Genomic DNA, 26,439 nt, shown 5'->3' with positions numbered 1-26,439 from the left:
CGTTAGTTGCCGCTTAGTGCTTCGAGAGTGCGGTCACCGAGTATCGCGACATGAGAAATAGCTACCTGGCCGGGGCCGTATTGGCCATCGCGGGCTCATCGATCGCCGTCCTCCCGGCGGGCGTCGCGAGCGCCCAGCATCTGTGCCCCGCGGATCGCCCGTGCGTCACCGAGCTGTATCAGAGCGGTTCCACCATCCAGATCGGCTGGGACGGTCATCAGAAGTACGACGCCTATAACGTCCGCTGGAGCCGTCCGGGTCGCGCGGAGGCGCAGTTCGAGGTGTCCGGCGGCAGCCGCGGCCACACCCAGATCACCAACGCGCATTCGCACACCACCTACACCGTCAAGGTCCAGGGCTGCACCACGCACTTCCTGGCATCGTCGACCTGCACCCCGTGGGCGGAGGAGACCATCACCACCAAGTAGCTCTCACTGGTGAATCATGCGGCGCGGCAAGGGAATCAGCGCCCCGACCCGCTGCTGATACTCCCGGTAGTCGGCACCGAAGGTATCGATCAGGATCCGATCCTCCTCGTGCACCCGCCGCACCAGCCACGCGAGTACGAACAGGAACGTCACGATCGAGGCCCCGAAGCCGGCCATCAGCATGAGCCCGGCCATGACCCCGAGAATTCCGGTGTAGATCGGATGCCGCACCAGCTGATATGGCCCGCCGGTGCGCAATTCGTGTTCGGACTGGATCATCGGCCGCCCGGCCCACATATTCCCCAGCGCCAGCCGCGCCCAGATCATCAGCGCGGCCGAGGCGATCACCACCACCGACCCGATCTCGGTCAGGGCGGGATTGCGCCAGCTGATCGGATCCCAGAGCGAGCCGGGCAGCAGGTTCAACACGATGATCAGCGCGACCAGACCGATGATCATCCACGGTTCGGGCAGCAGGGTGCGCGCGAAATGCCAGAGTTTGCCGCGCGTCGTATCCCGGCGCACCGCCGCGAACCAGACGGCCGTGACGAGCCAGACGATCCCGACCGCCTGCACGCTCCAGCTCGCGATATTCGGCAGTAGATGAATGATGACCATGTGTTTCAGCGTGCTCCTCGCGCGCCGTCGCGACCACCACCTCGGGGCCGAACCGTGTCCACCCGGGGGTGGACACGGCGGTGCCGCCTAGGACGAACCGGTGCCCGATCCGCTGCCGCCGGAACCGGTCGAGATATTGGTGGTGGTCTGCAACTTCCAGGTGCCGCACCCGGTGGTGAAGAACGCGATATCGCCGGATTTGACCTCCACGGTCACCTTGCCGTTGATCGCGCCACCGCTCTCCAGCACGGCGCTGAGATCATCGGTGATGGCCGAGAGCCGCGCCCACGCGCAGACGGTGGCGGCCGTGGTGGTGGTGTAGACACCGGGCTTGATATCGACGCCGACCTTGAAGGTGGAGTCGTAGCCCATGGTGTCGGACACGGTGGCGGAGGCGGGCCCGGCCGCGCTCATGAGCGCGGCGGCGGTGAGGGCAATACCATTGACCCACAGGGATTTACGCATGCGGCAGGGTCCTTTCGGCGGATCCGCCAGCACGAAACCCGACGCCTGTCGCGACCCACATCTGATCTGAAATGAAAGCGTTTCGCAGGGTAATCGGCAATGGGCCGCCGGGTGGCGCTTTCACCCGATCTCGCACAGCGACCCGGCGGAACGCTTCGTGGCCGCCTCAGCGCACCCCGACTCGCCGCGCGAGCTCCGCCGTCAGCGGATACGGTCGCTCCGGCGGCAACAGCGCCTTCGCGCGCTCGATATGACCCGCGCGCAGATGCGCGGACATCCGGTGCACCAGCGGCGTCAGATCCCGAATCTCCACGGTCCACTCCTCGACATAGCGCTCGATAATGTGCCGGGACAGCCCCACCTGAATACTGCGATGATCGAGCTTGGCATCGCGCAGCGAGTACTCCGGATCCCATTGCACGTGAACCACCGCGCGCGAGAACGCCTTTCGCCACTCCGTCGAGTCGGCGTACACCCGGCGGTCATGACCGGTGAGCACCGCGTGCCCCAGCGCCTCTTCCCAGCCGTCCCGCGAAATACGCACCGCGAGAATGCGTTCTTGCCCGGGCTTGCGCGCCCAGTTACTGCGATGCATGAGCCACCGGAACGACGGTTTGATCCAGGTCATGCGATTGGTGGAGAACGGCGGCACGAACCGCTGCGCCGCCACCGCGGGCACGGCGATCTGTTCGCGGAATGCCTGGTACACGACAATGCTGTCGCGGTCGTAATCGCCTCTGATCTCGAAGTTGTTCGTCATTGTCTTTCGCTGGATTGTGTTGTGGGGGAGAGGAACCTGTCCTCGAAGGCGGTGCGGTTGGCGGAGACCTCGGCGCGATCCCATACGGCGAACACCACCCGATCGAACGATGCTCCGTATGTATCGAGGGCGTAGTCGAAGGCCGCGGCGACCTCGGCGGGATCATTGCGGAAGACCCCGCACCCCCACGCGCCCAGCACCAGATCACGGATTCCATGCCGAGCCGCGACGGCGATGACCTTGTCCGCGCGCACGTTCAACACATCGCGCACCGAAACGCCCGGGCCCGAACGCGAATTCAGTTGACCGGCATTCGGCGCGGGCGAGGTCAGGAAGGAGATCGAGTACGGATCGGCGCGCAACTCACCGCGCCGATCCCGGATAACCGGCACCCCGGGCGAGAAGATCACCCGGTCGCTGTACCGCAGATCCGTCGAATCACGATGTGCCGCATAGTAATCCGGAGCCTCGAGCAGGCAGCGATACAGCAGCGCGCTGCGACACAGATCCTCCTCCTGTGCCCGCGCGCCCCGCAGGTACCCGCCGCCGGGATTGCGCGCCGACGCGAAGTTCAGCACGCCGATCGTCCGGCCGCCATCCTCGAACAATCGCCGGGCCGCGTCGATACTGCCCTCGGCGGTGACTTCGATCTGCCCGGCGAAGGGTCCGCGCTCGCCCCCGGCGACGGCGTCTTCGGGTGCGTACGAGACGGTTCCGGCCCGCGCCGCCGCCAGGCCCGCCCGAATATCGACCTCGATACCGTCGGTCGTGCGATAGCCGCCCGCGTCCGCGATCGCTTCGTTCCGCGTGGCCATCTCCCTGGGACTGATGCTCATATCCCAGACCGTACGGCGCGCATCTCAGCCCGTCACCCGAATTTTGGTCACCACCACTAAATCGCGGGATTTCCACCCGCACTCCACCCCGGGGTGGTGGGACGCGATCCCTGTGTGCCCGACGCTCGAATCATGAACTTGCAGAACGCGGTAGTCGAGGGCGCGATCATCGTGCTGGTGGTCGGCTGGATCATGCTCCGCCAGACCCGCTGGCAGGACCTGGACCCCATGCGCATGTGGCGCGGCCCGATCATTCTCGGCGTCATCGGATTCGTACAGCTCAAATCCGCGATCCCGGCGGCCGGAATCGGCGGGGTGGCGATCGTCCTGCTGGTGGTGTCGGCGGCGCTGAGCATCGCGGTCGGACTCGCCATGGGCGCGCTGTCGCAGGTGCGCCGATCCGGCGAGCTGTGGCAGGCGCGCACCGGCTGGCTCGGCTCGGCGCTGTGGCTGGTCCTGCTGGCGGTCCGCATCGGCGTCGATATCGGCGCGAAGCAACTGGGCGCGGATGTGGTGGCCTCGGTTGGCGCGATTCTGATCATGCTCGCCCTGAATCGCGCGGGTCGCGGCGTGGTGCTGGCCCGTCGCGCCGCACAGTCGCACCTGGTTACGGCAGACTGATCCGAATGCTGCTCGGAACGCCCCCGACTCGCCTGACCAGGCTCTTCCGCCTGATCGGGCTGGTCGCGGTGATCGCGACCTCCTGGCACGATTCGAGCCTGCATCACCCGTGGGTGGCGGCCGCGGCCGCGGTGTCCTGGATCGGCTGGGTGGGATGGCTGCTCACCCCGTTCACCGCCCGGCGTACGGAGCGAATCTTTCTGTCCGCCATGGCCATCGGTGGCGGCCTGACCGCCGTGCAGCTGACCGGATCGATGATCACGGCCCTGGTGCTGGTGGTCCTGTCGGTGGCGGTGCTGACCGATCCGCTGTGGTTCGGTATCGCCATGGCGGCCGTGACGGTGACCGCCATGTGCGTGTCCGCGGTGCTGGCGGGTTCCAGCGCGACCGGTTACCTGGGCATGGCCATTTCCATCGTCGTCGTTGCCCTGATGGGCTGGAACCGCCGGCAGACCCGCGTCACCAACGAGCAGAATCGACTGCTGGTGGAGCAGAGCCGGGTGATTCGCGCCGAACGCGATCGCGCCGCCGCCCTGGCCGAGCGCGGTCGCATCGCCCGCGATATCCACGATGTCCTCGCGCACACCCTGGGCGGCCTGGTGCTGCAACTCGATGCCGCCGACGCGCTGCTGGAGGCGGGAAAGACCGATCAAGCCGCGGAGCGGGTGAAAGCCTCGCACGCACTGGCGGTTTCGGGCCTGGCCGATGCCCGCCGCGTGGTGGGCACGCTCCGGTCGGAGGATATCGACCTCGGCGTCGAACTGCACCGGCTCGCGGCTGAGCATCGTGCTGCGGGCGGCGTTGTCGAAATGCGAAGCGCGGAAACGCCTTTCGATGAGACCGAGGGTAGCGATCCACCCACGGCGGGAACCACCGCCGTGAGCGAGCAGGTGACGGTGGCGCTGACGCGGGCCGTGCAGGAGGCGCTGACGAACGCGCGCAAACACGCTCCGGGGCAGCCGGTTACGCTCGTGCGGCACGATGCCCCGGCGCAGATCGAGTGGACGGTGTCGAATCCGATCGCCTCCCATCTCGGGACGCTCGCCCGCTCCGGATCGGGTGCGGGTCTGCTCGGTATGCGCGAACGCATCGCGGCGGTCGGCGGCACGGTGACGGCGGGGAAGGAGGACGGTCGATGGACGGTGCGAATCCTGGTGCCGCGCAGGTGATCACGGTGGTGGTCGCCGATGATCAGACCACGGTGCGCGACGGTCTCAGTACGGTGCTGTCCCTGCTCCCCGATGTCGAGGTGGTGGGCGAGGCCCGCGACGGCGCGGAGGCGGTGGAACTGGTGCGTCGCCTCGCACCCCGGGTGGTGCTGATGGATCTGCGCATGCCCGGTATCGACGGCGTCGCCGCGACCGCGACCATTACCGCCACCCATCCGGAAACGGCGGTGCTGGTGCTGACCACCTACGCCGATGACGCCTCCATCGCGGGCGCACTGCGCGCGGGCGCGCGCGGCTACCTCACCAAGGACGCGGGCCGCGCCGAGATCGCCGCCGCGATTCGCTCGGTCGCCAGCGGCCACACCACCCTGGCCGCCGATGTGGGCGCGCGCCTGGTCGCCGCGCTCGACACCCCGGCCGCCCCGGCCGCCGATCTCACCGATCGCGAACTCGATGTGCTGCGCCTGATGGCGAAGGGCCGCAACAACACCGAGATCGCCCGGGAGCTGTTCATCGGTGTGAGCACCGTCAAGAGCCATATCAACTCGCTCTTCGGCAAGCTCGGCGTCCGAGATCGCGGCCAGGCCATCGCGTACGCGCATCGCGCCGGTTTGGCTCGCTGATCGCGCCATCGGTGCCGCGGCCGGACGCTCCGCTCCCGATTGTGCTGTCCCGTATGCACGAATTACCCGGTGCGCGGATGCGGATTCGGTCGGTGCCCGGCTCTACGATGCAGCTATGTCAGCCCGCCAGCGTCTGCGCATAGTCCCGTCCCAATTCGTGGTGGAACATCTGCCGAATTCGACCTTCCCGGAAGACGACGACTGGATCGCGCTGGTGCGAGCGCCGGAGGGGCTCACCGCGATTCGCGAGGCGCCGGGCTGGGTCGAGGGTGAGCGCTGGAAGGGTTTCTACGGCGACGGTCCGCACGCCCTGGACAAACCCGGCATGCTGGCCGCGCTGGTCGGCCCGCTCGCCGATGCCGCCATCCCGGTATTCGTGGTCTCGACCTACCACGCGGATCTGGTGCTGGTCCCGGACCATCGGCTGGTGGAAGCCTCCGAAGTGCTCCGCGAGGCCGGGCACCGCATAGCCGACTAGACACTCCCGCCGGGGTGTTCACTGTCCAGTAGGTGAACCACGGGTGTACATTTCCCGCCCAGTTGCGTGGAATCCCACACGGGTGCACGATACTACTGTCTACGTACGTAGAACGTATGTGAGGGCATACGCTGCGGACCAGTGGACACCGGCTCGAGCAGGTACGGGCGTCCCCCCTATTCCAAGTACCACGCACCAGGACTTCGAGCCCAGGCACGGCGTATGAGGCGTCGTGAGATGAGGAGTGACACGCATGGGTGCGCGAGGTTTCGGCGACCTGGAAGCGGTCGTGATCGAACGGATCTGGGATCGCAATGAGAAGACGACTGTCCGCGAGGTGTTCGACGGCTTGGCCGCCGAGCGCGATATCGCCTACACGACGGTCATGTCGACCATGGACAACCTGCATCGCAAAGGCTGGCTGGAGCGCGAGCGCGCCGGTAAGGCCTACCGGTACTGGCCGACCCTGAGCCGCGAGGAATACAGCGCCCGGCTCATGCGCGAGGCGCTGGGCAGCGGCGGCCGATCCGATTTGGTGCTGGCGCATTTCGTCGAGCAGATGAGCGCCGAGGAGTCCGAGGGCCTGCGCGCGGCGTTGCGCAAGCTGACCCGCGGCAAGCGCTGACACGCCGATCCGCGGCGCGCCGAACGCCACCGTCGGCTAGCTCACACGGTTCCGACTAAGTACGTACGGAGATAGTAGATTGTTTCCGGACGGTGTCGATCATGTCGCCCTGGCGTACGTGATCCCTCGGAACCAGCATCCGGTCAACCGGATTCGAGTCGGGAGGTGGCGTGCGGCGAGCCCGGAGGCGGCCCTCGGTGGTGCTCACGGCACTGCTGGCCGCCGTACTGCTCCTGGTGGCGGTGGTCGCCGACTGCACGCTCTCGCACCGCGACGGCCACCATCACGGCAGCACGCCGCTCGCTGAGGAAGCGATCGCACCGGCGGCCGAATCGGGCGGTACCGCGTCGATAGCCGTTGTGGCGTCGGCAGCCCTGCCGCCGATCCTGCGGGCCGGTGCCGCGACGGTGACCGGCGCGACCGTGGCGGGCGTGCACCGCATGGCCGCGGCGGTCCCGCCACTGGTGGCCGCCGTGATCCCGGGTGAATTCCGGGGTCCGGCAGCGCAAGTCGTGGATTGCGGACCGCATCAGGAGCACTGTCTCAAGGTCTCGCTGCCGGCGACGCCGGAGATTCCGCACTCGCAGTCGCTGCTGCTCATCGCGGCCGCGCTGGCGGTATTCGGCGCGTCCCGTTGCTCCGGCGCGGATTCCGGGCGCGGCCCGCCGAATCCGGTGCCGTCCGTCGTCAGCGGCCGAATGCTGTTGACGCGCCTGTGTATCGCCCGGCGCTGATCGGTCAGCGTCAGGCCGGTGTGTGTTCGCCATCGGCCGGTGTCCGCTGCCCGCGTCCTTCGGCCGCCCCCGGCGGCTCGATACCGAAAGCGATACGCAATGGACAAGATCATGCTCGGCAAGATCGCCGCCCTGGTCGATGAGCAGGTGATCGCCGCGCCCGGCGCGGCGCGCCGCCCGCGCGGCCTGGTCGGCAATACCCCGGTGCTGTGGGTGGGGGAGCCGTTCGCGCCCGGCGGCCGCGGCTTCTGGGCGAAACTCGAGGGCTTCAATCCCGGCGGTATGAAGGATCGCCCGGCATTGCACATGGTGCGGCGCGCCGAACTGCGCGGTGATCTCGCGCCCGGTGCGCGGATCATCGAATCCACCAGCGGGACTTTGGGTCTCGGCCTGGCGCTGGCCGGACTGGTGTACCGGCACCCGGTGACCCTGGTGACCGATCCGGGGCTGGAACCCATCGTCGCGCGCATGCTCACCGCCTACGGCGCGCGCGTGGACATGGTGACGGCCCCGCATCCGATCGGTGGCTGGCAGCAGGCGCGCCGCGATCGCGTCGCCGAACTGCTTGCGGCCGAACCGGATTCGTGGTGCCCGGATCAATACAGCAATCCCGACAATGTCGACGGCTATGAATCCCTGGCCCTCGAGCTCATCGAACAGCTTGGCACCGTCGATGTGCTGGTGTGCGCGGTCGGTACCGGTGGGCATTCGGCGGGTGTGGCGCGGGTGCTGCGCCGGGTCAATCCCGGATTGCGGCTCATCGGCGTGGATACGGTGTCCTCCACCATCTTCGGGCAGCGGGCTGGGACCAGGCTCATGCGCGGACTCGGTTCGAGCATCTATCCGCGCAATGTGGATTACGACGCGTTCGCCGAAATCCATTGGGTCGCACCGTCCGAGGCCGTCTGGGCCTGCCGCACGCTCGCGGCCACCCACCTGGCCAGCGGCGGCTGGAGCGTCGGCGCGGTCGCGCTGGTAGCGGGCTGGGCGGCCCGCACCTACGGTGCGGACGCCACGGTCGCGGCGGTGTTTCCCGATGGCCCGCACCGCTATTTCGACACCGTTTACAACGACGACTACTGCGCCGAACACGGCCTGCTGGACATCACCCCGCCCACTGAACCCGATGTCCTGGCACATCCCGCGCAGCGGCAGGTCGATTCCTGGACGCGCTGTGACACCGTGCTCGATCCCAGCCGATTCACCGTGGAGCGGGTGCGATGAGCGTGCTGTCGAAGTTCCGCGGTTTCGATCGCGCGGCGCAACTGCTCATGGTCAACCAGTTCGGCATCAACCTCGGCTTCTACATGCTGATGCCGTATCTGGCCGGATACCTCGCCGGGCCACTGGGTTTGGCGGCGTGGGCGGTCGGGCTGGTGCTCGGGGTCCGCAATTTCTCCCAGCAGGGCATGTTCCTGCTGGGCGGGACGCTCGCGGATCGGCTCGGCTACAAACCGCTCATCGTGGCCGGATGTCTGCTGCGCACCGGAGGTTTCGCGCTGCTGGCCTTCGCCTCATCGCTCCCCGGACTGTTGATCGCCTCGGCCGCAACGGGATTCGCGGGCGCGCTGTTCAATCCGGCAGTGCGCGCCTATCTGGCGGCGGAGGCGGGGGAGCGGCGCGTCGAAGCATTCGCGGTCTTCAACGTCTTCTACCAGGCGGGTATTCTCGCGGGACCATTGGTGGGACTCGCGTTGTTGGCCTTCGAGTTTCGCGTCACGGCGGCCGCGGCGGCGGTGGTCTTCGCGGCCCTGACGGTGGCACAGCTGTTCGCCCTGCCCACGCGCAAGGCGGCCGCCCCGACCGGAGCCTCGGTACTCCAGGACTGGCGCACGATCATCGGCAATCGCCGTTTCCTGGCCTTCTCGGTGGCCATGATCGGCTCGTATGTGCTCTCGTTCCAGGTGTATCTGGCGTTGCCGTTGCAGGCGGGCTATATCGCCGGTGACAGCGCGCAAATGGTGACCTCGGCGGTGTTCGTCATCTCCGGCGTGGTCGCCGTCGCCGGGCAATTGCGCATCACCGCGTGGCTGCGCGCCCGCTGGGGTTCCGGCCGCAGTCTGGTCGCGGGTATGGCGATGCTGTCGGCGGCTTTCCTGCCGCTTGTAATCGTGCCCGCCGCACAGCCTTTCGGTTCGGTAGCCGCCATCATCGCGCTATTGATCGCAGCGGCCCTGCTGGCCGTCGGCACGGCCGCCGTCTTTCCCTTCGAGATGGATACCGTGGTCTCGCTGTCCGGAGACCGCCTCGTTGCCACCCACTACGGCTTCTACAACACCGTGGTGGGCGTCGGCATCCTGATCGGCAATCTGGCCACCGGCGTCATCGTGGGCGCGGCCCGTACGGCGGGTATGGATCGGGCGGTGTGGATCGGCCTGATCGGGATCGGCGTCATCGCGGCGACCGCGCTGTATCGGCTGGACCGCACCCTCACCCCACCGGCGGGCATATCACCAGGCCCATTACCCCCACACCCACCGCTGCGAGCGGAATCAGCACCGCCGCTCCGGCCGCGGCGGTGAGCGTCACCCGGGCCCGGGTGCGCTGGGCCGGGGCGGCGGGCTCGGCCAGCCGCTCGACCCGCACCGCCAGCCCGACTTCGGCGACACCGAGCGCGCCCGCGGGTCCGTCGGCGATGCCGGAGAGGGTGAGCAGCGCCTGAAGTACGGTGCCGCGGCCGTGAATTCGCGCCGCGGCATCATCGGCGATCATCTCCAGCAGTCGCGCCACCTCGGCCGCGCCGTGCGTGAACAGCTCGATGCGCGGCATGACGGTGGCCAGGCCCCGGGTGAGCGCCAGGATCAGGTGATGCCTGCCCTCCAGGTGCGCGCGTTCATGGCTGAGCACCGCTTCCAGGTGCTCGTCTTCCAGCGCGCTGAGCACGCCGCGACTGACCACGACCGTATGTGGTTTGCCCGCAACGCAATACGCGGCGGGCTGATCGACCTCGAGGATCACCGCGTCCAATCCGGCATGATGCCGCCCCGCCAGGCGGGCCATTCGCGCGTGCTCGTGCGTGGTGCGCCGGGCCTTCATCAGCGTCCGCACCAATCGGGCGGCAACCAGTCCGGCGGCCAGGGCGGCGACTCCGGACAGCAGCAGCAGTCCGGTCTGCACGGGCAGGCCGTAATCGCCGATCACCGCATCGTGCAGGTGCACCAGGCAGCTGTCCATGAAGCGGTGCGGCACACTCGAAACCCGGTGTGTGGCAAGGTCGAGGATGAGAATCGCGAGCGCCACCGCCCAAGCCAGGACGGTCGACGCGATCGAGGACAGCCAGGCGGCCAGGGCCACCCGGGGTGTGGCGCCCCCGTGTTCCACCAGGCGTAGTAGTCGCGGCGCGAGCACCGCGACGGCGAATCCGTAGAGCGCGAGACACGCGGCAACGCTCATCGGACCAACCGCCGTCCATCCGCCCGCATCGAACTCCTCCCGTTGGTCGGCCCGAGTGTACGGACGAAACCTGAGGGAACCCTTACTGTCACACCCGGGTATTGCCATGTAGGACCCTCGTACGGTAATACTATCTACGTACGGAGATAGTAGATAAAGCTTGTGCCGCCCCCTCATCGGCACAGGGGCGCCGACCGGACCGGCGCCGGCAACGAGCGGACGGGGGACCACCCCTCATCGGGCTCGCTCCGCTCGTTGCCACCCTCCGTCACCGAGGAATTCCGACCCGATTCGAGCGCCGTAGCCGTCGATCCGGCGGATCTCAGAGCGCCGCGAGCAACTTATCCGCCGCCGCCTCGATCCGGTCCTCATCCAGCAGCACCGCGTTCGCTGCGGGGCCGAGCGGAATGAAACTGTCTTCGCTGGTCACCCGGGCGATACGGCCGTCGAATCCGGCATCCAGCAGCGCCGTGCACACCGCCTCGGAAACGCCTCCGCTGCGCCTGGTTTCATCGGCGATCAGTACCCGGCCGGTGGCTCGAGCATTGTCGAGCAGATCCTCGACCGGCAGCGGGGCCAGCCAGCGCAGATCCAGTACCCGCGCGTGCACGCCGCGCTCGGCCAGTCGCCGGGCGACCCGCAAACTCATGGGCACGCCATTGGCGAAGCTCACAATCGTGAGATGCGTCCCGGTGCCGTGCACCCGCGCCCGGCCGATCTCGGCATGACGCACCGCCGCGGCCGGAGCCAGCCAGCCGCCGTCACCGCCGCGGTACAGATCGCGGGTGTGATAGAGCGCGATCGGCTCCAGATACACGCACACCCGGCCATCCACCCGCGCCGCGGAGACGCAGGTGCGCAGCATGGCCGCCGCGTCATCGGCGCGGGACGGCGCGGCGATCACCACGCCGGGGATATCCCGCAGTGCCGCAATGGAATTGTCATTGTGGAAGTGACCGCCGAAGCCCTTCTGATAGGCCAATCCCGCGATCCGCACCACCAGCGGATTGCGATACTGACCGTTGGAGAAGTACGACAGCGTCGCCGCCTCACCGCGCAGCTGATCCTCGGCGTTGTGCACGTACGCCAGGTACTGGATCTCCGGAATCGGCACGAAGCCCGCCAGCGCCGCGCCCAGGGCGGTGCCCAGCACGCTCTGCTCATCGAGCAGCGTGTCGAAAACCCTTCGCACACCGAAGGTCTGCTGCAAACCCTTGGTGACGCCGTACACGCCGCCCTTGCGGCCGACATCCTCGCCGAAGACCAGGACATCGGAATCGCGTGCGAGCAACTGCGCGAGGGTGTGATTCACGGCCTGCGCCAACGTCATCGGGGCCCCGGCATCGGTGTCACCGGGCGAACTCGTGGTGCCGCGCAGGGCATCGGTGCGGACGACGGTGGGCCGGGCGGGCGCGAGCGGGGCCATGATCGCGGCGGCGGAGGTGAGTTGTGCTTCGCCCCTGATGCTTTCGGCGGTGGCGGTGACCCGCGAACCGATATCGGAGTACCGGCGCAGCATCTCACCGGGTGTGGCGAAGCCCGCCGTGATGAGCAGTCGCGCGGTGCGCGTCACCGGATCGCCGCGCAGATCGGCCGCCAGTTCGGCGGGCCGCCGGTAGGCCGATTCGACATCGGAGCCCGCGTGTCCGAGCAGGCGCACGGTGCGCAATCGCAGGAATGCCGGTTTGCGATGTGCGCGAACCCAATTCGCCGCCTCGCGGGCGATGGCGAAGGCATCGGTCAGTTCGGCCCCGTCGGCCTCGAAATAGCGCAGTCCGGGCCGCGCGCCGTAGGCCTGTTCGATCCAGGTGCGCGAGGTGGGCACGCTGATGCCGATGCCGTTGTCCTCGCACACGAACAGAATCGGCGCGGGCACGCCCAGTTGCGCGGTGTACACGGCGGTATTGATCGCCCCGGTGGCGGTGGAGTGATTGGCAGACGCGTCACCGAAACTGCACACCACCACCGCGTCCGACGGCCACGGGCAGGCCACCTTCATCTGCGCGGCGCGCTCGAGTGCGAACGCCAGCCCGACCGCGCGCGGCAGATGCGAGGCGATGGTGGAGGTCTGCGGAATGATGTGCGCGGCCTTGCTGCCGAAAACCTTGTGCCGCCCACCGGAAATCGGATCCGCGACCGCAGAGGTGATGCCCAGCAGCACATCGCGGATCGGATCGATGCCGCCGACCTGGCGGGTGCGGTGCGCGAAGAACGCGCCCGAGCGATAGTGCAGCAGTGCGGGGTCGTTGACACGCAATGCCGCGGCTACCGCCGCATTGCCCTCGTGCCCGGAGGATCCGATGCTGTAGTAGCCGACCCCGTCGCGGGCGAGCTGTCGCGCCGCCAGATCCAGATGTCTCGAGGTGGCCTGCGCCTCGAACAATTCGAGCACCTGCGCACCGGTGAGCCCGCTGCCCGGTTCGAGCGATTCCTGTTGTGGCCGTGTGGGTCCCGGTCGCGTCGCCGCGATTTCCGCCCGGAACCAGCCGTCGAGTTCGGCCTCCCGCTCGTTGATGCGACCCACCCTCTCCCGTATGTCCGATATGTCGCGTACGCCGGGCTATCAGAGTAGAGGTGGAATGCGCAGGTCCGGCGCAATTCCGGTGGCCTCGGCTGGTCGCGAACTCCCTCGATTGTGCCGCCTCGGCGAACTTCCGGCGGGCTATTCGGGCCAGCGGTCGCGGTGCATCATGTCCAGGATGAGCGCGGCGATATTCCAGGCGTCATCGCCGCCGCGATGGTGGGTGCCCTCGAGTGGGATATCGGCGGCCTTCAATGCACCCGCCATGCCGAAGCGGTGCCCGGTATCGCGGGATTCGGAGAAGGCGATCTTGGCATTGGTGTGCTTCGATCCGAACGGATAGCGCACTTGGGTTGCGGCGCACTGGCGTTCGAACTGCTGGCGGTCGTACGCGCCCCAGCTGGCCCACGGCCGGGAATCGGAATGGAATTCGGTGCGCAGCAGCTCACAGGCCTCGGCGAAGGATATGCCGGTGGCCACCAGCTCCGGGGTGAGGGTGGTCAGTTGGGTGCAGAACTCGCTCACCGTCGAGCGCTCCGGGCGAACCAGGATACTGTGCTTGGACACGCGCTCGCGGGCCTCGAGGTCGAGCACGCACAGCCCGATCTCGATGATCTCCATCGGCTGTCCGGGCGGATTCGGGCCCTGCCAGCAGGTGGCCTCCACATCCACCACATTGAGGTATCTCGTATGCATAGCGCCGGACGGTACCGCTCCGATACCGTCCGGCGACAACGAATTTCGGCGTGCGCGCCTACTCCGCGCGCAGGTTCAGACCGGTGCCGTTGCCCGTGTTGCGCAGCGTCAAGGTGTCGGAATCGACTGTGGCGGTGGCGTTCCCGTCCAATGCCTGGAGCACCGCCCGTTCCACGTCCATCACCTGCGGATCGCACATCATCTTGGTGGTGGCGATATGGAAGCTGATATCGGAACCGGTGATCTCGGCGCGGCCGGTCATGCGGTTGCAGCCCGCGCTACCGGAGACGCTGCCATCGGGTGCGATGGTCAGGGTCGGGCGCACCTCGTCGAGGGTCTGGGAGCGTTCCACGCCGTTATTGCGAACGAGCGCGTCGACGATCCACGGGGTGCCGGTGAGCGACTTGTCCGGATGCGCGACCTTGCGGTCCAGCATGGTCACCGTATTGCCGTTTCCGGTGAGGGTCAGATCCGAGCCATTGAGCTTCCAGGTGGGGGAGGAGTGCAGCAGTCCCGCCACCCAACCGTCCGCCCCGGCGACATCGCCCGGGCAGGCCATCATCGTGGTCGCGAGTTCGCCGACCTTCAGGGTGTTCCCATCCAGGGTGACCGGTCCGGTGGCGGTATTGCAGCCCGCGTTCGCGGTCACCCGCCCGTCCTGGAAGCGCAGGGTCAAAGGCCCGCCGCCGGGAATGGCGGTGCCTTTGACCTCGGTCGATACGAACGCTCGTCCCATCGGTGTTTCCCGCGGCTGATCACTGGCCTGCTGGGAATTCGTGCATCCGGCCATCGCGCCCGCCGTCAAGACGAGCAGTGCGCACCACCTGCGAGTTGCTGACATGTAGCCGATCGTACGGATTCAGACCGGCATACCGAGCGCGGCCGCGAGCGTGCCGCCGATCGCGTCGGCGAAGGCCGCGACCGCGCCCGGATCCAGGATTTCGGTGGGGACATCGCGCTGATGGCATCCGGTGGGGACCGGGACGCCGTTGAGGCGGTCGTCGAGCCAGAGCACCGCGCTCGCGGTTCCGGCGACGGCGGCGATGCCGTGTTCGCTGAGCAGGTCGCGGGTGTAGGCCACGCGCGCGTTCGGGTCCTGGCAGTAGGTGTCGTAGAGGTTGTTGACCGCGTTGATCGGCATCACCTCATCGAGCGGAGCCTGATAGATGTAGACGGGCGCGCTCGGTGTGCCGCGGCGGCCGAGACCGAGTTCGTCCAGCACCGGCTGCATTTCGGGGGAGCGCATGGGATCGCCCGGATAGTCGAACAGACCCTTGATGTTGATGAACGGGAATCCGGCGAATTGCAGTGCGACGCACTGGCCTTCGTGTACCAGGCGCACGGCTTTGCCGAGCGGGTTCATATGCTGGTCGATGAATTGCGCGACCTGCGGGTACTCGCGGGCGACACCGAACAGGCCGCCCAATACCGCGCCGCCGAAGGTGGAGGTGCCGTTGTTGTAGTCGACGGCCATGCGGATATCGGCCATCAGACCGCCCGTTGCCGAACCGGTGAGGTTCAGTTCCGGCGCGTAGTCGGCCTGGAGTTCGGCCGCGTGCGCGGTGGGGATCGCCCCGCCCGAATATCCCCACAGCGCAACGCGAGTCGCGGTGCCGGGCAGTCCGGCGGGCTCGAAATTCTCGGCGGCGCGAATGCCGTCGAGGGTGATGCGCCCGCCGAGCGGGCCGACCGCGTACGCCGCGTTCGGGCCCTGATGATCCGGGATCACCACAGCGTGCCCGCGCTGCAACATGGCCTGCACTTCGATGAATTCGGCGGAGATGACCGGGTTCAACGGGTTCGGCAGTGAACCCATCTGGAGGGTGTACGAGGGTGCGCAGTTCTGAGACAGCGAATCCTCGGCGAACTGGAAGGAGAGCAGACCGCGCTCACCGCTGGGCGCGGGACGGTGCGGCACGATGACGGTGGCGACGGCGGCGATGGCCTCGCCGCGGGTATTGGTGCTGCGGTAGGACAGCTGCCAGGCGTTCGTATTGAGCGGCAGCAGCCAGAAATTGGCCAGGTTCACCTGCCGGGCGGAGAGGATCTCGCCCGGTCGCGCCGCGGCCACCCGTGCCGGATCGGGTTGGTAGAAGCCCGGATCCAGATACGGCGGAGCGGGCGGCACCGGGAACGGCAGCGCTGGTTCCACCGTAACCGGTTCCGCCGCAGCCGTATTGGTTATCACCGGGCAGATGGTCACCGTCAGTCCCGCCGCTATGGCCAGGGCGGCCTGCGCGATCGTGGTTCGAGTCCCCGCTGTCATATCGAACTCCTTCGTGCCGCCCCTGACGGCAGAGCGCCTCACTCATAGATAGGAAGCGCTTGGTTTCTAAGTTGCGATGCAGACCATATGATGCGGAAATGGAATGTGTCAACGGTCACCCCGGGCCGCTGCTTCGCATGCCGTCACGCGCACGGCAGGATGGTGCGACGTGAGTGAAGTTTCGCGCCCGCGCCGCACCCAACAGGAGCGCCGGGCCACGACGGTGGCCAAGCTGGTCGACGCGACCATCGCCGCGATCGGTGAGGTCGGCTATCAGCGGGCCACCGTGCAGGAGATCTGCGGTCGTGCCGGATTGTCCGCCGGGGCCATGTTCCGGCAGTTCGACACGCGCCTGGATCTGATCGTGCGCACGGCGCAGGAAGCGTTCTCCCGGCAGCTCGACGCCTATCGCGCGACCATGGAACACCTTGGGGCGCAAGAGAATGCCCTCGATGCCGCGCTACGGTTCCTGCGGGCGGCGCAATCGTCGAATCTGATCCACGCGCTGCGCGAGATCTTTCTCGCGGCGCGATCGGACACCGAGCTGCGCGAGCGCATCGCGCCCATTGCCGAGGGGTACTACGGCGATATCGTCGCCACGCTCAATAGCACCGGGCTGCTCGATGATTTCCCCGCTGAGCTGCGTGAACCCATCTTCTTCATGATGCTGCACCTGTTCTCGGGCGAGGCGGTGGTGCGCGGGGTGTATCCGCGGCCCGATCTGGATGTGGCGATCCTCGGGTTGGTCGAGGACATGCTGGCCACGTATGCGGCGCGGGTGCGGACCGCGGCGGAATCGTGATGGGCGTTTCGGGTGGTTGGCGACATGCGGTGGGGAGGCGGCCCGCGTAGACCGACCGGTTGGTTGCTGAGACTAAGCTGATCCGGTGACAGCCGTACGCACCGAGACGCCCGGATCGCCGTGGGCACCGCTGGCGTCCAAGGTCTTCCGCGCGCTGTGGATCGCGCAGCTGGTGTCCAATCTCGGCACCTGGATGCAAACCGTTGGCGCGCAGTGGATTCTGGTCGATCAGCCGAATGCCGCGACTCTGGTCTCGCTGGTGCAGACCGCGACCACGCTGCCGGTCATGCTGCTGTCCATCCCGTCCGGAGTGCTGGCCGATCTGGTGGATCGCCGTCGGCTGCTGATCGTGGCGCAGACCGCCATGGCGATCCTGGCGACGCTGCTGACGGTGTTCACCGCGACCGGCCACACAACCCCGGTGCTGCTGCTCACGCTGTTGTTCCTGCTCGGCTGCGGACAGGCGCTGACCGCTCCCGCCTGGCAGGCGGTGCAACCGGATCTGGTGCCGCGCAGTCAGATTCCCGCCGCTGCCGCGCTGGGCAGTATGAGCAACAATATCGGCCGCGCGGTCGGTCCCGCGATTGCCGGTGTGCTGGTATCGCTTTCGGGTCCGACGCTGGTGTTCGCGTTGAACGCGGTGTCCTTCACCGGAATTCTGATCGTCCTGCTGCGCTGGAAGCGTCCGCGATTGGATGACGATCTCCCCGTCGAACGGCCCATCGCCGCGCTGCTGGCGGGCCTGCGCTTCATCCGCGCCGCTCCTGCCGTGCGCCGAGTGCTGTTGCGCTGCCTGCTCTTTCTCGCCCCGGGCAGTGCGTTGTGGGCGCTGTTGCCCCTGGTCGCCCACGGCCAACTCCAGCTCTCGTCCTCGGGTTACGGTCTGCTGCTGGCCGCTCTCGGTGCGGGTGCGGTCTTCGGCGCGACCCAACTCAGCCGGGTGCGCCGGTTTCTTGCCCCGACCGGCATGCTGGCGGTCGCCGCCCTGGCCTTCGCCGCCGCCACCTTGGGTGCGGCCCTGGTACCGAATATGCCGGCGGTGCTGGCGCTGCTGGTGGTCGGCGGTTTCGGCTGGATGATCGCCATGTCCACCATGAACTCGACCATGCAGCTGCTGCTTCCCGGCTGGGTTCGCGCCCGCGGTCTGTCGGTCTACCAGCTCGTCTTCATGGGCGGCCAAGCCATCGGCTCGCTGGCCTGGGGTCTGGTGGCCGAACGCCACGGCACCGTCACCGCCCTGATCGCGGCCACGGTCCTACTTGTCCTGTGCGCCATCAGCACTCGCTGGTGGCCGGTCCGCATCTCCTCCCTGGACACCACCCCCTCCACCCACTGGCAAGACCCCATCCTCGACTTCGAACCTGCCCCCACCGACGGCCCGGTCCTGGTCCTCGAGACCTACCACGTCCCCGAAGAACTCACCGCCGACTTCACCGCCGCCATGACCCGCGTGGGCCGCTCCCGCCAGCGCACCGGCGCCACCGAATGGCGCCTCTACCGCGATGTCGGCCACGCCGACCGCTTCATCGAAGCCTTCACCGTCCGCTCCTGGTCCGAGCACATGCGCCAGCACCAACTCCGCCTCACCGCCACCGACGCCGCCGCCGAAGCCCGCGTAGCCGAATTCACCCTCGGCGAAGGCCGCACCCTCCACCTCATAGCCGTAACCCCACCCGACCCGGCCCGCTCCTGGTGGCGCACCTGACCCCACCGAATAATCGGTTGCGCCTACCACATTGATTTGCGAGTCTTCTTCTACCGCAAGCCCGCCAGGGCAAAGCGAAATGAATTGCACGCCAAGTCAATTCATACTGGAGGATAAACCGGCCAGGGTGCCGGGACTCGTTGCTAGCGAGATCGAGGCACCGCCTTGGGATTCGACTTCTCTGTCCTCCGCGGCGATGTAGCGCAGCCCGGAAGCGCAACGGACTCATAAGCCGTAGGTCGTCGGTTCGAATCCGACCATCGTCACAATTAGTCGGCCACGCCTGTCGCAGAGGTCGATTCATCGGTGACCTCGTAGATACCCGATGCCAGATCGAGGGTCTGGGCGGTGCGGGCCGCTGCTTCGTCGACGGCGATGCGGGGTGCCGCCGGGAGGGTGTCCGGGTAATACGTTCCGGGGCCGTACAACTGGCCGTATCGCAGGACCACGCCGTTCGCGGCGAGTACCGATTCCTCGAGGAAGTTCTTGGCGGCCAAGCCTTCTCCGGTCATTTCCCAGGCGACGCTCTGGGCGATGAAGCGTTTCGCGCCGGCGGCTCGGGCGGCTGCCAGCAGGTTCGCGGTGCCTTCGCGGCGGATGCGGGCATTGGCGGCGCGCCCTTCGGCGAGGCGGGCGGGGTCGTCGGGGAGGTCGGTGAGTTGATGCATGACCAGGTCGGGGGCGTAGGCGGTGACGGCATCGACGAGACCGTCCGGGTCGAAGGCATCGCAGACGACGGGCTCGGCTCCGGCCGCGGCGAGCAGCTGCGCCTTTTCCGGAGAGCGGGTCATGCCCGCTACCTGGTGGCCTCCCGCGATGAGCAGTGGGACGAGCCGGGCGCCGAGGACGCCGCTGGCGCCTGCCAGAAAGATCCGCATAGTTTTCCAGGCTAAGGGATCGAGAATGGGGTCATGTCTGCCCCCGGAAGAACCCCGGCCATTCTCGATGCGGATTGCCGGTTCTGCGATCGCATCGAACGCGGAGAATACGCGGAACGCGTCAGTGCGCAGGCCGTGCGTTTCGAACCGCTGAACCCCGTCACCCCGGGACACATGCTGATCATCCCGGATTGGCATGCCGAGCATCCGAATCACCTCGCGGTGCGGGCCGCGATGAGTGATGCCGAGGTCTACGCCGGTCGTCAGCGCGTCGACTTCAACCTGATCACCTCATCGGGACCCGCTGCCACGCAGACGATTCCGCACATTCACGTGCACTATGTGCCACGCGCCGCAGGTGATGGACTGCTGCTGCCATGGTCGGGGACGGCGGGATGAGGGCTAGGGATGCGGGAGCATCTCGGGCTGGGCGAGCCGCGTGATGGTTTCCGCGGGATTGGCGACGCCGCGGCCGAACGCGGCATCGAAGTAGGCGAGTAGATAGGCACGCTGGAGGTCGACCGAACGGGTGGCATCGATCGTGCCGATCGCGGTGTCCTTCAGTTCTGGGCTGATGAGTCCCGCGGTGGCCAGCTGCGCCGCGATCACCTGCTCATCGCAGAGCGACATATGCCGGGTGCCCGCGATGCGCAGCGGCAGCTTCACCCCGCTATTGGTCGCCCAATACGGCTCCCACCCGGCGTTTCCGAACCAGGGCGAGGTATCGCTGGCAAGCATCAGCATCGGACGATCGAGACCCTCGGCGGCCACCGAGCCGAGTATCGGCCCGTCCAGGTTGACCCCGGCCGCGATTCGCGGATCGTCGTGCATGGTCTGCGCGGTGGTCGATCCGCCGAGCGAATGGCCGAACATTCCGACCTTCGTCAGGTCCAGATCCTCGGCGAGATGCTGCGGCAGCGCGGCATCGCCCGGGTGCGCCGCCGCGGCCGCGAGCTGATCGAGCACGAATCGCGCATCGGCCACCCGGACGGGAAGCAGCAGATCGGGGAGCACGTTCGGCGGCGAATCCAGCAGCACCACACCACGTTCGGTGCGCCCATCCGGGAACTGCACCGCGAACGACTCATGTGTGTGGTTGATGGCGACCACGACGTAACCGTGGCTGGCGAGATCCTCGGCCTGAGCGGTGCTGAAACCGGTGGTGTCACCCATCCCCGGAGAATTCAGCAGAATCGGAAACCGCCCGCCGACCCGCGCCGACGCACTGTCCCGGCTATGACTCGGCCCCAATTGCCAACTGTCCGCGGCGACCCCGAACTGCCCCAGCCCGAACTGCTGCTCCTGCAGCCCACCCGGCGGCATCCACGCAGCCATAGGCGCACCACCGGCGTCGCCGGCCGGATACCAGATCTGCACCATCAGTTCGCGCCGTCGCGTGGCATCCCACGGGTCGGCGCGCGCATCATCGACGATATGCCATTCCGTCATTCCGACCGCGTTCGCCCCGGTCGGAGCGGGCAGCGAGATCGTGACAACAGGCGTGCCCGGGCTCGCGTCGGCAACACCGACGGCCGCGGTAGCAGCCATCGAAATCGCGGCGGCGGCCAGGATATGCCGCCGTAAACCCTTGTGTTCCAAGATAATTCCCCCGAGTAGGTGTGATCCTCGGTTCGTCACCATACAAGATCGAAAACATGCGTGGGTCACAAATATGGAGTCCTCGGGATGCCGAAGCGACGGTAAAGCCCGCACGGGTGCGCATGGGCGCGTCCGCGGCGCTGGGATCGTCACGTCATCGGAGCTGTCGGTGCGGGGGTCGGCGGTGGGCATGCCCAGGCGAGAGGGCTGATGCGGGGGGATTGAATCCGACCGCATAGGATGTCCGGCATGCGGATGTTCCTCGATATCCTCCTGATCATCACCAGCGTGCTGCTGGTGCTGCTGGTGCTGTTGCACCGCGCCAAGGGCGGAGGTTTGTCGAGCCTTTTCGGTGGTGGCGTGCAGTCGAGCCTTTCCGGGTCGACGGTTGTGGAGAAGAACCTTGATCGGATCACCATCTTTCTCGGGGTGATCTGGTTGATCTCGATTCTGGGTATCGGACTCGAGATCAAGTTCAGCTAGTTCGTTCAGCGCAAAACGCCCGGGTCTCGCTTTCAGCGACGCCCGGGCGACTTGTGCTGTCTGCGTGCATCATGGATCCATGGACGTGGTGAACGCGGTCACACCGAGTCTGGCGGGGCTGTTGCGGCGGGATCTGTTGTGGATGACCTGGAATACCGTATTGGCTTGGGTGCCTGTGGCTCTGGCACTGCTGGTGTTTCGGTCGAACCCGCAGGTGGGCAAGAGATTGCCGGTTTCGCCGGTGTGGTGGGCCGGGGTGGTGCTGTTGATGTTGTTTCTGCCCAACGCGCCCTATGTGGTGACCGATTTGGTGCATTTGCGGGATGACATCAAGGCCATCGGCAATGGGCCGGTGGTCAGTACGGTGCTGCCGGTCTACGGCGTTTTCATCGTCTCGGGATTCGTGGCCTACTACCTGGTTCTCGCCGAGCTACGCGCGTTCCTGGAGCGTTCGGGGCTGGCGTTCTGGCGGGTTCCGGTCATTCTCACCATCCATTTTCTTTGTGCCATAGGCGTTTTCCTGGGTCGCTGGGTGCGGCTGAACAGCTGGGAACCCATGGTCGAACCCCGTGGCGCATTCGAGCGCATGGTGCTGGCGCTCACCTGGGAGTGGGCTCCGATCCTGATCGCCGCCGTATTCGTGGCGACCGCGCTGGGGCATTTCGTCACCCGCGCCGTGGTCGAGGCGAGCGTGGCCAGCGCCCGCCGTGGCGTGCGGGTGGTGCGCGGGGTCCGGCTCACGCCGCCCAGCGCTGACCAGGCCTGAACCACGCGACTGTTTGCCATCCGCGACACCGGGTAACCGGGGGTGTTCGTGTGCGCCCGCCTGGGCGCGCGTTCGCGAGGGTGCGGTTCGCCGCATTCGTGGGTAGGTGAGGGATGGGTATGGGTGCGAGCCTGATGATCGTGGAGGACGACGACCGGGTTCGCGGGGCGCTGCGGCTCGCCATGGAGGACGAGGGCTACGACGTGGCCGAGGCCGAGGCCGCCGAGACCGCGCTCGAGCATCTGCGCGATCACGGAGTGCCCGATGTGATGATCGTGGACCTCATGCTCGGCGAAATGGACGGCTTCACCTGTATCCGCGAGGTGCGCCGCGATCACGATGTGCCGATCATCGTGGTGAGCGCCCGCGATGACACCCATGACGTGGTCGCGGCGCTGGAGGCGGGCGCGGACGATTTCGTCACCAAACCGTTCGAGATCAAGGAGATCACCGCGCGCATGCGGGCCCTGCGCCGCCGCGCCCGACTGGCCAGTGCCCAGGACGAGCCCGCGCCCGAATCGCCCGAGGAAGTGATGCTGGACGCGGATCCGGAAGCCCCGCTGATGCTTTCACCCGACGGTGGCACGGTGCGGCGCGGCGATGAGGAATTGCACCTGACCATCACCGAATTCCGGGTGCTGTGTGAACTGGCCGCCAGTCCCGGCCGCGTGCTCAGCCGCACGGCTCTGCTCGAACGCATCTGGGACCGCGGCTTTTTCGGCGATGAGCGCATTGTCGATGTCCACGTCCGCCGACTACGTACCAAGATCGAACACGATCCCTCGGATCCGCAACTCGTGGTGACCGTGCGCGGTCTGGGCTACCGGCTCGACACCCAGCGCTGATGCTCACCCTGCTGGTCGGCGTGCTCGCGGCCATTCTCGGTGCGGCGGTGGGTGTCTGGGCGACCCGGCGGCGGCTGTCCACCACCGTCGAAGAGTTCAACACCATGGTCGATTCGCTGCAATGCCGGGTCGATCGCGAACGCCGCCTGGTCGGCGATGTCAGCCATGAACTCCGCACCCCGCTGACCACCTTGATCACCAGTGTCGCTGTGCTGAACCGGCATTCGAGCGAAATGCCCGAACGATCGCGCCGTGCGCTCGAATTCGTGAGCGTCGAACTCGAGCATCTGCGTCACATCCTCGACGATATGCTCGAACTGGCCAGGGTCGAAGCCGGTGTGCATCGCGGAGATACCGAACCACTCTGTGCCGCAGAACTTCTCACCCATATGCTGGCCGATCGCGGCTATGCCCCTGATCTGTTGACGGCGCCCGGCGAGATCATCATCTCGGGCCGGAAACTGGAGCTGGAGCGCGCGATCGGCAATCTGCTCGACAATGCCGACCGGCACGGCGGGGGAGTGGTGGCCGTGACCGCAGTCCGAGCGGGCTCGGAAGTGGTGATCACCGTCGATGACGCAGGTCCCGGTGTCCCCGCCGCCGAACGGGAACGCATCTTCGAACGCTTCGCGACCGTGCGCAATGCCCGCCGGGCCGCCAGCGGCACCGGCATCGGCCTGGCATTGGTCGCGGAAACCGTTGCGGCCCATCGTGGCCGGGTGAATTGTGACGAACGTCCCAGCGGCGGAGCACGATTCACCATCAGGTTGCCGAGCGCCACCCGATGACACCGGATCGTCACACGATCGTAATGAAGCGACAAGAAGACCTCAAAGTTCGTTCGGCAATCTGAATTGGGTCATGCAAACCCAATTCATGAAATTCGACGCCCTAGTTCAGCAAATCACTCCGGAACCCCCTACCGCGCTGATTCCCCTGCACTCGGTACGCGGCGAGAATGCGGCGCTCCTTCGTTCTCCGGTCCTGGCCGACGGAGCCCGATTGTGGCAGATCGCCGCGAATTCGGGAGTGCTCGACACCAATTCGAGCTACGCCTATCTGCTGTGGTGCCGCGATTTCGCGGCCACCTCGGCGGTCGTCGAAATCGACGGTGAAGTGGGCGGATTCGTCATCGGCTATGTCCGTCCGGAACAACCCGACATCTTCTTCGTCTGGCAGGTCGCGGTGGATCGCAAACATCGCGGTCAGGGCCTCGGTGTGGCCATGCTCGACTTCCTGATGGAAAACCTGTCCCCGCACGGCGTCTCCATTCTGGAGACCACCATCTCACCGGACAACACCGCGTCGCGGGCCATGTTCGCCTCGCTCGCGGTGCGCCGCGAATGCTGGCTGAGCCACCGCGCGCTGTTCGATCCCAGCCATTTCCCCGACGGCCACGAACCCGAGCATCTGTTCCGTATAACCCCTGACCAGGAGGTTGGATGATGACTACCCTCGATATGAACATCTTCGAACAACTCGAATCGAATGTGCGTGGTTACTGCCGGGCGTGGCCGACGGTTTTCGATACCGCGTCGGGCTCCTGGCTGCGCGATGAGGACGGCCGGGAATATCTGGATTTCTTCGCCGGTGCGGGCGCGCTCAATTACGGGCACAACAATCCGGTGCTCAAGCAGGCGCTCGTCGATTATGTGATGCGCGATGGCATTACGCACGGACTGGATATGTCGACCGTGGCCAAACGACGGCTGCTGGAGACGATTCGGACCACACTGCTCGAGCCGCGTGATCTCGATTACAAGGTGCAGTTTCCCGGGCCGACCGGCGCGAACGCGGTCGAGGCCGCGCTCAAACTGGCGCGCAAGGTGACCGGGCGCACCACGATTCTGAACTTCACCAACGCTTTTCACGGTATGACGCTGGGCGCGCTGGCCGTCACCGGCAATGCCGCCAAGCGGGCCGGTGCGGGTGTGCCGCTGCTGCATGCCACGCCGATGCCGTTCGAAGGCTATCTGCCCGAGGGTGGGGACGACCCGTTCGTGTGGATGGAGACCATCCTGGACGATGCCTCCTCGGGCGTGGACAAGCCCGCCGCGGTGATCGTGGAGACCGTGCAGGGCGAGGGCGGGGTGAATATCGCCAGCGCGGAATGGCTGCGCAGCCTTGCCCAATTGTGCTCCGACCGTGAGATTCTGCTCATCGTCGATGATGTGCAGATGGGTTGCGGGCGCACCGGGCCGTTCTTCTCCTTCGAGGCCGCGGACATCACCCCGGATATCGTGACGCTGTCCAAATCCATTGGTGGCTATGGGCTTCCGATGGCGCTGGTGCTCATGAAGCCCGAGCTCGATCAGTGGGCTCCCGGCGAGCACAATGGCACCTTCCGCGGCAACAACCCCGCCTTCATCACCGCGCAGGTGGCGCTGGAGCACTACTGGTCCGATACCCTGCTGAGCACCGGGACGCTCGCGAAGGGTGAACTGGTGCACCGCAATCTGAGCGGACTCACCGAATCGTTCCAGGGTCTGTCGACGCGCGGTCGCGGTCTGGTGCACGGCCTGGTCTTCGATGAGCCCTCGCAGGCGGGCAAGGTCTGCCAGGCGGCCTTCGAGCGCGGTCTGCTCACCGAGACCTCCGGCGCGTCCGACGAAGTGGTGAAACTGCTTCCGCCGCTGACGATCACCAGCGCGGAACTGGAGCACGGACTGGGCATTCTCGCCGAATCGGTGGGTGTGGTCTGCGAAGGAGCGCACTGACATGATCGTTCGCAGCACCTCGGAGATCACCGGCACCGATCGCGATGTGGCCGAAGCGGGTTGGCGCAGCAAGCGCATCGTGCTCGGTGGTGACGGCGTGGGATTCTCGTTCCACGAGACCACCATCGAAGCCGGGACCGAGCACGAATTCCACTACCGCAATCACGTGGAGGCGGTGTGGCTCGTCGAAGGCGACGGGACCCTGGAAGACCTCGACAACGGCGTCACGTACGACCTGGGTCCCGGCTCGATGTACCTGCTCAATGGCCATGAGAAGCACCGGCTGCGCACCCGCACCCGGATGCGCATGCTGTGCGTGTTCAATCCGCCGGTCACCGGCAAGGAAGTGCACGACGAGCACGGCGTCTATCCGCTCGTCGCCGTCGACTAGCCAAAGTTGGGAGTTCGCAA

Annotated in this window: 30 protein-coding genes and 1 tRNA gene; 20 read left to right on the top strand and 11 right to left on the bottom strand. The window is 66.9% G+C overall.

Annotated features, from left to right (window positions below; genetic code table 11):
- The first annotated feature begins 50 nt into the window (after positions 1 to 50).
- Positions 51 to 428 (top strand): hypothetical protein, encoded by a 378-nt coding sequence (locus tag ACFVUS_RS07935; RefSeq protein WP_387762459.1) that lies wholly within the window; start codon positions 51 to 53, stop codon positions 426 to 428.
- Between the two features lie 3 nt (positions 429 to 431).
- Here the strand turns inward: ACFVUS_RS07935 and ACFVUS_RS07930 are convergent, their stop codons facing one another.
- The 4 genes from ACFVUS_RS07930 to ACFVUS_RS07915 form a co-directional block, all read right to left on the bottom strand.
- Positions 432 to 1,046, bottom strand: coding sequence for a methyltransferase family protein (locus ACFVUS_RS07930; RefSeq protein WP_387762457.1), 615 nt, complete (start codon positions 1,044 to 1,046; stop codon positions 432 to 434).
- An 87-nt stretch (positions 1,047 to 1,133) separates the two neighbouring features.
- Entirely contained in the window at positions 1,134 to 1,511 is a 378-nt protein-coding gene (locus ACFVUS_RS07925) for a hypothetical protein (RefSeq protein ID WP_387762455.1), read from the bottom strand.
- Positions 1,512 to 1,677: 166 nt separating this feature from the next.
- Positions 1,678 to 2,271 (bottom strand): DUF4291 domain-containing protein, encoded by a 594-nt coding sequence (locus ACFVUS_RS07920; RefSeq protein ID WP_387762453.1) that lies wholly within the window; start codon positions 2,269 to 2,271, stop codon positions 1,678 to 1,680.
- Positions 2,268 to 3,107: a TIGR02452 family protein gene (locus ACFVUS_RS07915; protein ID WP_387762451.1), complete on the bottom strand. Its 840-nt coding sequence runs from the start codon at positions 3,105 to 3,107 to the stop codon at positions 2,268 to 2,270. The genes ACFVUS_RS07920 and ACFVUS_RS07915 overlap by 4 nt, the downstream gene beginning before the upstream one ends.
- A gap of 132 nt (positions 3,108 to 3,239) precedes the next feature.
- Between ACFVUS_RS07915 and ACFVUS_RS07910 the strand changes: the two genes are divergently transcribed.
- The 8 genes from ACFVUS_RS07910 to ACFVUS_RS07875 all read left to right on the top strand — a co-directional run bounded on the left by ACFVUS_RS07910 (position 3,240) and on the right by ACFVUS_RS07875 (position 9,879).
- Positions 3,240 to 3,728, top strand: coding sequence for a hypothetical protein (locus ACFVUS_RS07910; RefSeq protein WP_387762449.1), 489 nt, complete (start codon positions 3,240 to 3,242; stop codon positions 3,726 to 3,728).
- A 5-nt stretch (positions 3,729 to 3,733) separates the two neighbouring features.
- Complete coding sequence (locus ACFVUS_RS07905; protein WP_387762447.1) at positions 3,734 to 4,897, top strand: sensor histidine kinase; 1,164 nt, start codon at positions 3,734 to 3,736, stop codon at positions 4,895 to 4,897.
- Positions 4,864 to 5,520 (top strand): response regulator, encoded by a 657-nt coding sequence (locus tag ACFVUS_RS07900; protein WP_387762445.1) that lies wholly within the window; start codon positions 4,864 to 4,866, stop codon positions 5,518 to 5,520. The genes ACFVUS_RS07905 and ACFVUS_RS07900 overlap by 34 nt, the downstream gene beginning before the upstream one ends.
- A gap of 115 nt (positions 5,521 to 5,635) precedes the next feature.
- On the top strand, positions 5,636 to 5,998 hold the full coding sequence (locus ACFVUS_RS07895; RefSeq protein WP_364632589.1) for an ACT domain-containing protein: 363 nt from the start codon (positions 5,636 to 5,638) through the stop codon (positions 5,996 to 5,998).
- A 253-nt stretch (positions 5,999 to 6,251) separates the two neighbouring features.
- Complete coding sequence (locus tag ACFVUS_RS07890; RefSeq protein WP_375953342.1) at positions 6,252 to 6,623, top strand: BlaI/MecI/CopY family transcriptional regulator; 372 nt, start codon at positions 6,252 to 6,254, stop codon at positions 6,621 to 6,623.
- 170 nt (positions 6,624 to 6,793) lie between these two features.
- Positions 6,794 to 7,357: a hypothetical protein gene (locus ACFVUS_RS07885; protein WP_387762442.1), complete on the top strand. Its 564-nt coding sequence runs from the start codon at positions 6,794 to 6,796 to the stop codon at positions 7,355 to 7,357.
- A gap of 99 nt (positions 7,358 to 7,456) precedes the next feature.
- Positions 7,457 to 8,581 carry a PLP-dependent cysteine synthase family protein gene (locus ACFVUS_RS07880; RefSeq protein WP_387762440.1) on the top strand — a complete coding sequence of 375 codons (1,125 nt, stop codon included), beginning with the start codon at positions 7,457 to 7,459 and terminating at the stop codon, positions 8,579 to 8,581.
- Positions 8,578 to 9,879: an MFS transporter gene (locus ACFVUS_RS07875; RefSeq protein ID WP_387762438.1), complete on the top strand. Its 1,302-nt coding sequence runs from the start codon at positions 8,578 to 8,580 to the stop codon at positions 9,877 to 9,879. Before ACFVUS_RS07880 ends, ACFVUS_RS07875 begins: the two co-directional genes overlap by 4 nt.
- Here ACFVUS_RS07875 and ACFVUS_RS07870 read toward each other — a convergent pair.
- The 5 genes from ACFVUS_RS07870 to ACFVUS_RS07850 all read right to left on the bottom strand — a co-directional run bounded on the left by ACFVUS_RS07870 (position 9,788) and on the right by ACFVUS_RS07850 (position 16,233).
- Positions 9,788 to 10,750 carry a M56 family metallopeptidase gene (locus tag ACFVUS_RS07870; protein ID WP_387762436.1) on the bottom strand — a complete coding sequence of 321 codons (963 nt, stop codon included), beginning with the start codon at positions 10,748 to 10,750 and terminating at the stop codon, positions 9,788 to 9,790. The genes ACFVUS_RS07875 and ACFVUS_RS07870 overlap by 92 nt on opposite strands.
- A 322-nt stretch (positions 10,751 to 11,072) precedes the next feature.
- Complete coding sequence (locus ACFVUS_RS07865; RefSeq protein WP_387762434.1) at positions 11,073 to 13,274, bottom strand: thiamine pyrophosphate-dependent enzyme; 2,202 nt, start codon at positions 13,272 to 13,274, stop codon at positions 11,073 to 11,075.
- A gap of 138 nt (positions 13,275 to 13,412) precedes the next feature.
- The gene (locus ACFVUS_RS07860; RefSeq protein ID WP_387762432.1) at positions 13,413 to 13,967 is read right to left on the bottom strand and encodes an exonuclease domain-containing protein; all 555 of its coding nucleotides are present in this window, start codon (positions 13,965 to 13,967) and stop codon (positions 13,413 to 13,415) included.
- Between the two features lie 58 nt (positions 13,968 to 14,025).
- The gene (locus ACFVUS_RS07855) at positions 14,026 to 14,808 is read right to left on the bottom strand and encodes an META domain-containing protein (RefSeq protein ID WP_387762430.1); all 783 of its coding nucleotides are present in this window, start codon (positions 14,806 to 14,808) and stop codon (positions 14,026 to 14,028) included.
- An 18-nt stretch (positions 14,809 to 14,826) separates the two neighbouring features.
- Positions 14,827 to 16,233 carry a lipase family protein gene (locus tag ACFVUS_RS07850; protein ID WP_387762428.1) on the bottom strand — a complete coding sequence of 469 codons (1,407 nt, stop codon included), beginning with the start codon at positions 16,231 to 16,233 and terminating at the stop codon, positions 14,827 to 14,829.
- Positions 16,234 to 16,402: 169 nt separating this feature from the next.
- Here ACFVUS_RS07850 and ACFVUS_RS07845 point away from each other — a divergent pair, with 169 nt between their 5' ends.
- The 3 genes from ACFVUS_RS07845 (at position 16,403) to ACFVUS_RS07835 (ending at position 19,006) form a co-directional block, all read left to right on the top strand.
- A complete protein-coding gene (locus tag ACFVUS_RS07845; protein ID WP_387762426.1) occupies positions 16,403 to 17,035 on the top strand; it encodes a TetR/AcrR family transcriptional regulator in 633 nt (210 codons plus the stop codon).
- An 85-nt stretch (positions 17,036 to 17,120) separates the two neighbouring features.
- Positions 17,121 to 18,740: an MFS transporter gene (locus ACFVUS_RS07840; RefSeq protein WP_387762424.1), complete on the top strand. Its 1,620-nt coding sequence runs from the start codon at positions 17,121 to 17,123 to the stop codon at positions 18,738 to 18,740.
- 192 nt (positions 18,741 to 18,932) lie between these two features.
- A tRNA-Met gene (locus ACFVUS_RS07835) sits at positions 18,933 to 19,006 on the top strand.
- Positions 19,007 to 19,009: 3 nt separating this feature from the next.
- On the opposite strand, the gene ACFVUS_RS07830 is transcribed toward ACFVUS_RS07835, so the two are convergent.
- Complete coding sequence (locus ACFVUS_RS07830; RefSeq protein WP_387762422.1) at positions 19,010 to 19,618, bottom strand: NAD-dependent epimerase/dehydratase family protein; 609 nt, start codon at positions 19,616 to 19,618, stop codon at positions 19,010 to 19,012.
- A gap of 33 nt (positions 19,619 to 19,651) precedes the next feature.
- Here ACFVUS_RS07830 and ACFVUS_RS07825 point away from each other — a divergent pair, with 33 nt between their 5' ends.
- A complete protein-coding gene (locus ACFVUS_RS07825; RefSeq protein WP_387762421.1) occupies positions 19,652 to 20,017 on the top strand; it encodes an HIT family protein in 366 nt (121 codons plus the stop codon).
- Between the two features lie 3 nt (positions 20,018 to 20,020).
- Here ACFVUS_RS07825 and ACFVUS_RS07820 read toward each other — a convergent pair whose 3' ends face one another.
- Positions 20,021 to 21,217: an alpha/beta hydrolase family protein gene (locus tag ACFVUS_RS07820; RefSeq protein ID WP_387762419.1), complete on the bottom strand. Its 1,197-nt coding sequence runs from the start codon at positions 21,215 to 21,217 to the stop codon at positions 20,021 to 20,023.
- A 249-nt stretch (positions 21,218 to 21,466) separates the two neighbouring features.
- Between ACFVUS_RS07820 and secG the strand changes: the two genes are divergently transcribed.
- The 7 genes from secG to ACFVUS_RS07785 all read left to right on the top strand — a co-directional run bounded on the left by secG (position 21,467) and on the right by ACFVUS_RS07785 (position 26,419).
- Entirely contained in the window at positions 21,467 to 21,700 is a 234-nt protein-coding gene (gene secG / locus ACFVUS_RS07815) for a preprotein translocase subunit SecG (RefSeq protein WP_067564549.1), read from the top strand.
- A 79-nt stretch (positions 21,701 to 21,779) separates the two neighbouring features.
- A complete protein-coding gene (locus ACFVUS_RS07810; protein WP_387762416.1) occupies positions 21,780 to 22,466 on the top strand; it encodes a DUF1361 domain-containing protein in 687 nt (228 codons plus the stop codon).
- A gap of 119 nt (positions 22,467 to 22,585) precedes the next feature.
- Positions 22,586 to 23,311, top strand: a complete 726-nt coding sequence (locus tag ACFVUS_RS07805; protein ID WP_387762413.1) for a response regulator transcription factor — start codon at positions 22,586 to 22,588, stop codon at positions 23,309 to 23,311.
- A complete protein-coding gene (locus ACFVUS_RS07800; RefSeq protein WP_387762411.1) occupies positions 23,311 to 24,099 on the top strand; it encodes a sensor histidine kinase in 789 nt (262 codons plus the stop codon). Before ACFVUS_RS07805 ends, ACFVUS_RS07800 begins: the two co-directional genes overlap by 1 nt.
- 115 nt (positions 24,100 to 24,214) lie before the next feature.
- Positions 24,215 to 24,757, top strand: coding sequence for a diaminobutyrate acetyltransferase (gene ectA, locus ACFVUS_RS07795; protein WP_387765446.1), 543 nt, complete (start codon positions 24,215 to 24,217; stop codon positions 24,755 to 24,757).
- On the top strand, positions 24,757 to 26,028 hold the full coding sequence (ectB, locus tag ACFVUS_RS07790) for a diaminobutyrate--2-oxoglutarate transaminase (RefSeq protein WP_387765444.1): 1,272 nt from the start codon (positions 24,757 to 24,759) through the stop codon (positions 26,026 to 26,028). Before ectA ends, ectB begins: the two co-directional genes overlap by 1 nt.
- A gap of 1 nt (position 26,029) precedes the next feature.
- Positions 26,030 to 26,419, top strand: coding sequence for an ectoine synthase (locus tag ACFVUS_RS07785; protein WP_387762409.1), 390 nt, complete (start codon positions 26,030 to 26,032; stop codon positions 26,417 to 26,419).
- Positions 26,420 to 26,439: the final 20 nt, after the last annotated feature.

The sequence above is a fragment of the Nocardia sp. NPDC058058 genome, from assembly GCF_042885355.1.
In the GTDB taxonomy this organism is placed as follows: domain Bacteria; phylum Actinomycetota; class Actinomycetes; order Mycobacteriales; family Mycobacteriaceae; genus Nocardia.
This window is presented reverse-complemented; position numbering and strand designations above follow the sequence as displayed.

Bases quoted from the DNA above. Each gene is read 5' to 3' on its own strand.
- ACFVUS_RS07935 (WP_387762459.1), top strand. From the start codon at position 51: ATGAGAAATAGCTACCTGGCCGGGGCCGTATTGGCCATCGCGGGCTCA.
- ACFVUS_RS07930 (WP_387762457.1), bottom strand. From the start codon at position 1,046: ATGGTCATCATTCATCTACTGCCGAATATCGCGAGCTGGAGCGTGCAG.
- ACFVUS_RS07925 (WP_387762455.1), bottom strand. From the start codon at position 1,511: ATGCGTAAATCCCTGTGGGTCAATGGTATTGCCCTCACCGCCGCCGCG.
- ACFVUS_RS07920 (WP_387762453.1), bottom strand. From the start codon at position 2,271: ATGACGAACAACTTCGAGATCAGAGGCGATTACGACCGCGACAGCATT.
- ACFVUS_RS07915 (WP_387762451.1), bottom strand. From the start codon at position 3,107: ATGAGCATCAGTCCCAGGGAGATGGCCACGCGGAACGAAGCGATCGCG.
- ACFVUS_RS07910 (WP_387762449.1), top strand. From the start codon at position 3,240: ATGAACTTGCAGAACGCGGTAGTCGAGGGCGCGATCATCGTGCTGGTG.
- ACFVUS_RS07905 (WP_387762447.1), top strand. From the start codon at position 3,734: ATGCTGCTCGGAACGCCCCCGACTCGCCTGACCAGGCTCTTCCGCCTG.
- ACFVUS_RS07900 (WP_387762445.1), top strand. From the start codon at position 4,864: ATGGACGGTGCGAATCCTGGTGCCGCGCAGGTGATCACGGTGGTGGTC.
- ACFVUS_RS07895 (WP_364632589.1), top strand. From the start codon at position 5,636: ATGTCAGCCCGCCAGCGTCTGCGCATAGTCCCGTCCCAATTCGTGGTG.
- ACFVUS_RS07890 (WP_375953342.1), top strand. From the start codon at position 6,252: ATGGGTGCGCGAGGTTTCGGCGACCTGGAAGCGGTCGTGATCGAACGG.
- ACFVUS_RS07880 (WP_387762440.1), top strand. From the start codon at position 7,457: ATGGACAAGATCATGCTCGGCAAGATCGCCGCCCTGGTCGATGAGCAG.
- ACFVUS_RS07875 (WP_387762438.1), top strand. From the start codon at position 8,578: ATGAGCGTGCTGTCGAAGTTCCGCGGTTTCGATCGCGCGGCGCAACTG.
- ACFVUS_RS07870 (WP_387762436.1), bottom strand. From the start codon at position 10,750: ATGAGCGTTGCCGCGTGTCTCGCGCTCTACGGATTCGCCGTCGCGGTG.
- ACFVUS_RS07860 (WP_387762432.1), bottom strand. From the start codon at position 13,967: ATGCATACGAGATACCTCAATGTGGTGGATGTGGAGGCCACCTGCTGG.
- ACFVUS_RS07855 (WP_387762430.1), bottom strand. From the start codon at position 14,808: ATGTCAGCAACTCGCAGGTGGTGCGCACTGCTCGTCTTGACGGCGGGC.
- ACFVUS_RS07850 (WP_387762428.1), bottom strand. From the start codon at position 16,233: ATGACAGCGGGGACTCGAACCACGATCGCGCAGGCCGCCCTGGCCATA.
- ACFVUS_RS07830 (WP_387762422.1), bottom strand. From the start codon at position 19,618: ATGCGGATCTTTCTGGCAGGCGCCAGCGGCGTCCTCGGCGCCCGGCTC.
- ACFVUS_RS07825 (WP_387762421.1), top strand. From the start codon at position 19,652: ATGTCTGCCCCCGGAAGAACCCCGGCCATTCTCGATGCGGATTGCCGG.
- secG (WP_067564549.1), top strand. From the start codon at position 21,467: ATGCGGATGTTCCTCGATATCCTCCTGATCATCACCAGCGTGCTGCTG.
- ACFVUS_RS07810 (WP_387762416.1), top strand. From the start codon at position 21,780: ATGGACGTGGTGAACGCGGTCACACCGAGTCTGGCGGGGCTGTTGCGG.
- ACFVUS_RS07805 (WP_387762413.1), top strand. From the start codon at position 22,586: ATGGGTGCGAGCCTGATGATCGTGGAGGACGACGACCGGGTTCGCGGG.
- ACFVUS_RS07800 (WP_387762411.1), top strand. From the start codon at position 23,311: ATGCTCACCCTGCTGGTCGGCGTGCTCGCGGCCATTCTCGGTGCGGCG.
- ectB (WP_387765444.1), top strand. From the start codon at position 24,757: ATGACTACCCTCGATATGAACATCTTCGAACAACTCGAATCGAATGTG.
- ACFVUS_RS07785 (WP_387762409.1), top strand. From the start codon at position 26,030: ATGATCGTTCGCAGCACCTCGGAGATCACCGGCACCGATCGCGATGTG.